General features: G+C 74.6%; 4 protein-coding genes and 2 pseudogenes. 5 read left to right on the forward strand and 1 reads right to left on the reverse strand.

Annotated features, from left to right (window positions below):
• Positions 1-77 precede the first annotated feature (77 nt).
• A complete protein-coding gene (locus JNW89_RS27750; protein ID WP_238451312.1) occupies positions 78-749 on the reverse strand; it encodes a bifunctional DNA primase/polymerase in 672 nt (223 codons plus the stop codon).
• A 251-nt stretch (positions 750-1,000) separates the two neighbouring features.
• Here JNW89_RS27750 and JNW89_RS27755 point away from each other — a divergent pair.
• From JNW89_RS27755 to JNW89_RS27775, 5 genes and pseudogenes are all read left to right on the forward strand, one after another.
• Positions 1,001-2,223 (forward strand): annotated as a pseudogene (locus JNW89_RS27755) (helix-turn-helix domain-containing protein).
• A 16-nt stretch (positions 2,224-2,239) separates the two neighbouring features.
• The gene (locus JNW89_RS27760) at positions 2,240-2,818 is read left to right on the forward strand and encodes a flavoprotein (protein ID WP_238451313.1); all 579 of its coding nucleotides are present in this window, start codon (positions 2,240-2,242) and stop codon (positions 2,816-2,818) included.
• Between the two features lie 106 nt (positions 2,819-2,924).
• Positions 2,925-3,754, forward strand: a pseudogene (locus JNW89_RS27765) (Nif3-like dinuclear metal center hexameric protein).
• Entirely contained in the window at positions 3,751-4,488 is a 738-nt protein-coding gene (locus tag JNW89_RS27770; protein ID WP_238451315.1) for a zinc ribbon domain-containing protein, read from the forward strand. Before JNW89_RS27765 ends, JNW89_RS27770 begins: the two are co-directional and overlap by 4 nt.
• 3 nt (positions 4,489-4,491) lie before the next feature.
• Positions 4,492-4,922 (forward strand): reverse transcriptase-like protein (locus JNW89_RS27775; protein WP_238451317.1); only part of this gene is annotated, 431 nt, incomplete at its 3' end.

Raw genomic sequence — 4,922 nt, forward strand, 5'->3', positions numbered from 1 at the left:
CTCCCGGCGCGTCCGCGCCGTCACCGGTTCAACGACTTCGGCACCGGCGGGGACGCTGCCGGTCACCGATCAGCGGGTCAGTGACCCCGTCGGGGGAGCGGGAGCTGGCCGGGGAGCAGTTCCGGGGCGAGCGTCACCCCGGTGGCCCGCAGCGCGTCGACCAGGGTGTTCTGCAGCAGGTACGAGTCGGGCAGCTGCCAGCGCGCCTGCTCCGGGGCGACCGCCCAGCGCACCGGACCCTCCGGCAGCCGGGTCGGCGGCGCCGCGATCCACGAGCCGGGTCCGTGGCGCACCACGTGGAAGCAGTGCTCCAGCTCCGGCCGCAGCGGGTCGCCGGGGCGGACGAGGAACATCCAGCGGCCGGTCGGGGTCACCAGCACCGGGCCCCGGACCGCGGGGCCGGCCGGGTGGGTCGGGAGCGTGTCGAGTACCCGCCGACCGAGGTGGGCCGGCACCTCCAGCACGTCGAAGGCCCGCCCGGTGGGCAGCAGCACCGCGTGCGGCCGGCTGTGCCACCAGGTGGCCACCCGGGCCGGGTCGGCGCTGGCCGCGTGCTCCCAGTCCTCCAGGGCGGGGTGGCAGCCGACGGTGGGGCAGCCGGCCCGACCGCAGACGAAGCGGCTGCGCGCCAGGCAGGCGCCCGGGGTGACCTCCCAGCCGTGCATGGCGTACCGGACGGCGATCCGGCGCAGCCGGACCCGCTCGATCGGCGACAGCTGGGCGACCCGAGGTCCGACGTTCCCCCACATAATCCGTGATCTCCCCTCGCCCTACCGGACACCCCGTCAGGCAACGTGTCGAGCACCGTCACTGCCGTAACCCACGATCGTTGAGCTGTCGAACGGCCCCGTGCAACTTGCACGAAAACTACGAGGACTGGCCGTATGGCCGACGTACAACCTGTGCGACCAGCGAAAACCTGAGACGGACGGAGCGCCGCACCCCGCGGGGGACCGTCCGGAGATCCGCCGGACGGGCGACGAGGGGGAGGAGCAAGAGGATGGACGAGCTGCCCATAGGCCGGCGGGTTGCCTACTGGCGAGGCCGGCGCAAGATGTCGCAACAGGTCTTCGCCGACCGGCTGGGCAAGTCCAAGAGCTGGGTCGACAAGGTCGAGCGCGGGGTACGCCGGCTCGACAAGTTCTCCGTCCTCTACGAGATCGCCGACATCCTCCAGGTCGACGTGCAGCTGCTGCTCGGCAAGGACCCGGAGCGACGTACCGACGCGCTCAACTGCATCGACCAGATCGAGGTGCAGGAGATCCGGGCCGCCCTGGAGCGGTACGACTCGATGAGCGCCTACTTCGACGCCGCGCCGTACCCGCCGCCGCTGGCGGACATGCGCAAGGCCGTCAACCACGCCTGGCTCACCTACCAGTACGGCCGCTACGGGATGCTGACCCGGGCGCTGCCCAAGCTGCTGCGCGACGCTCAGGCGGCCGACGCGGGCTACCGCGGCGACCAGGCGTGCGAAGCGGCCCACCTGCTCGGGCAGGTCTACCAGATCGCCTCCTCGGTGCTGCGCAAGCTGGGCGAGTGCGAGCTGGCCTGGCTGGCCGCCGACCGGTCGATGGCGGTCGCCCAGCGGGCCGACGACCAGCTGCTGGCCGGCGTCGCCACCACCCGGGTCTGCAACGCCCTGGTCGGCCAGTGGCCGGCGCCGCGCTGGAGCTGAACGTCACCATCGCCAACCGGCTCGCCCCGGGCGGCAGCAACGACGCCTCCCCGGACCGGCTCTCCGTCTACGGCATGCTGCTGCTCCAGGGCGCGATGGCGGCCGCCCGGATCGGCGACTCCGCCACCGTCGACGACCTGCTCAACGGCGCCCACGAGGCGGCCACCCTGCTCGGCAGCGACCAGAACCACTACTGGACCTCGTTCGGCCCGACCAACCTGGAGCTGCACCGCGCCGCCGCCGCGGTCGAGCTGGGCGACGGCGGCCGGGCGGTGGAGATCCACCAGCGCCTGCCGGAGCCCGCGTTCAACGCGCTGCTGCCCGAACGCCGGGCGCACCACCTGCTCGACATCGCCCGGGGCTTCGCCCAGATCGGCGACGTGGCCAACGCCGGCGAGATGCTGCTGCGCGGCGACCGGCTCGCGCCCTCGGAGATCCGCTGCCGGCCGATCGCCCACGAGGTGATGTCGGACGTGCTGCGTCGCACACGTGGTGCGCCGCCTCCGCCGATAGCGGAGTTGGCTGAGCACATGGGAGTCGGAGTATGAACACGGTGCCGGCCGGATGAGCGGCCCGCACCCGAGCAGCGAGCGCCGCGAGGTGCTCTACGTCATCGCCTGCGGTTCGCCGCTGGCCCGGCACGTCGGTCGCCTGGTCGACCTGGCCCAGCAGGACGGCTGGGAGGTCTGCCTGGTGACCACGCCCGACGGGGCGAAGTTCGTCGACCGGGCCGCGCTGGCCCGGCAGACCGGCCACCCGGTACGCACCCACTACAAGAACGCCGGCGACCCCGACCTGCTGCCCCCGGCCGACGCCATGATCGTCTGCCCGGCCACGGTCAACACGGTCAACAAGTGGGCGGCGGGGATCACCGACACCCTCGCCCTCGGCCTGCTGGTGGAGGGGCAGGGCATGGGGCTGCCCGTGGTGGCGGTGCCGTTCACCAACGCCGCGATGGCCGCTCACCCGGCCTTCCGGGCCGGCCTGGCCCGGCTGCGCGAGTGGGGCACCACGGTGCTCTTCGGCGACCACGTCTTCCCCCTGCACCCCCCGGGCGCGGGGGAGCGGCACCTGCACGCCTTCCCGTGGGAGGTCGGGCTCGTCGCCCTGCGCGACCGCTCGCGCGTCACCTCGGCCGCCTGAGGCTGTGCCGGGGGACAAGGGCGGCGGGCGAGGCCGTGGCGGCCCGTCCGCGCCGGTAAGCTGACCGGCCGTGAGCACAACCGCAGCCCCACCGACCGTCGCCGAGGTGGTGGCGGTCCTGGAGCGCCGGTATCCGCCCTCCTGGGCCGAGGAGTGGGACCGGGTCGGCCTGGTGCTCGGTGAGCCCTCCGCCGCCGTCCGCCGGGTCGCCTGCGTGGTCGACGTGGTGCCCGAGACGGTCGCCGAGGCGCGCGCCGCCGGGGCCGACATGATCGTCGCCCACCATCCGCTGCTGCTGCGCGGCGTCTCCTCGGTCGCCCCGACCACGTACAAGGGGCGGATCGTGCACGACCTGATCCGGGCCGGCGTCGCCCTGTACGTCGCGCACACCAACGCCGACGTGGCGGCCCGGGCGTCTCCGACGCGCTGGCCGCCCGGTTCGGGCTGACCGGGCTGCGCCCGCTGCACCGCCCGTCGCCCGGCTCCCCGGCCGACGGCCCGGGCCGGGGCATCGGCCGGATCGGGGAGCTGCCCGCCCCGTTGACCCTGGCCGAGCTGACCCGGCACGCCGCCGCCGTGCTGCCCGCCACCGCCTGGGGAGTTCGCGCCGCGGGCGATCCCGGGCGTATCGTGCGTACCCTCGCGGTCAGCGGCGGCTCCGGCGACGCCTTCCTGGCCGAGGCGACCGCCGCCGGGGTGGACGCCTTCCTCACCGCCGACCTGCGGCACCACCCGGCGGGCGAGCACCTCGCCGCCGGTGGGCCCGCCCTGCTCGACGCCGCCCACTGGGCGACCGAACGACCCTGGTTGGACGACCTGGCCGCCCACCTGCGGGACGACCTCGGCGTCGAGACCGTGGTGTCCGACCTGGACACCGACCCCTGGACCGTGCACGCCGCCGCGCCCGTACTGGACGACAAGGAGCCCCGACCGTGAAGGCTGAACCCCAGGTCCAGCGCCGCCTGCTCGATCTGCAGGCCATCGACACCTCCCTCGCCCAGCTGGCGCACCGCCGCCGCACCCTGCCCGAGCGGGCCGAGCTGGAGGGGCTGGCCCGTGAGCTGTCCGCGCTGGAGGACGAGCGGGTCCGCGCCCAGGTCGCCGTGGACGACCTGGACCGGGACATCGCCCGGCTGGAGAAGGACGTCGACCAGGTCCGCGCCCGCAAGAGCAAGGACGAGGCGCGGCTGGCCGCCGGCTCCGGTCCGGCCCGCGAGCTGGAGGCGCTCCAGCACGAGCTGGTCTCGCTCAACCGGCGGCAGGGCGACCTGGAGGACGCCGAGCTGGAGCTGATGGAGCAGCGGGAGACCGCGCAGGGCGTGCTCGACGGCATCGAGGCCCGGATGGCCGAGGCGCGCGAGCGCCGGGCGGCGGCCGAGCAGCGTCGGGACGACACGCTGGCCGAGATCGCCAAGGAGGAGGAGTTCAAGAAGGCGGCCCGCAAGCCGCTCGCCGGCGACCTCCCGGCCGATCTGGTCACCCTCTACGACAAGGTCCGCGAGGACACCGGCCTGGGCGCGGCACTGCTCACCGCCGGGCGCTGCGGCGGCTGCCGGCTGGAGCTCTCCGGCGCCGACCTGTCCCGGATTCGCAAGGCGGCCCCGGACGACGTGGTCCGGTGCGAGGAGTGCCGACGGATCATGGTCCGCACCAACGAGTCGGGTCTGTAGCCGGTGGCGGTGCGCGCGGTCGTCGTCGAGGCCGACGGCGGGTCCCGGGGCAATCCGGGCCCGGCCGGCTACGGCGCGGTGGTCCGGGACCCGGACTCCGGGGAGGTGCTGCTGGAGCGCTCCGAGGCGATCGGGGTGTCCACCAACAACGTCGCCGAGTACCGGGGGCTGATCGCCGGGCTGGAGGCCGCCGCCGAGCTGGGCGCAGCCGAGGTCGAGGCGCGGATGGACTCCAAGCTGGTGGTCGAGCAGATGTGCGGCCGCTGGCAGATCAAGCACCCGGGGCTGCGCCCGCTCGCCGCGCAGGCCGCCGCGCTGGTCGACCGCTTCGAGTCGGTCCGGTTCAGCTGGATCCCCCGGGAGCGCAACCGGCACGCCGACGCGCTGGCCAACGCGGCGATGGACGCCGCCGCCGGCAAGCCGCCGAAGCGCCC

The organism is Micromonospora sp. 4G55 (assembly GCF_016803375.1).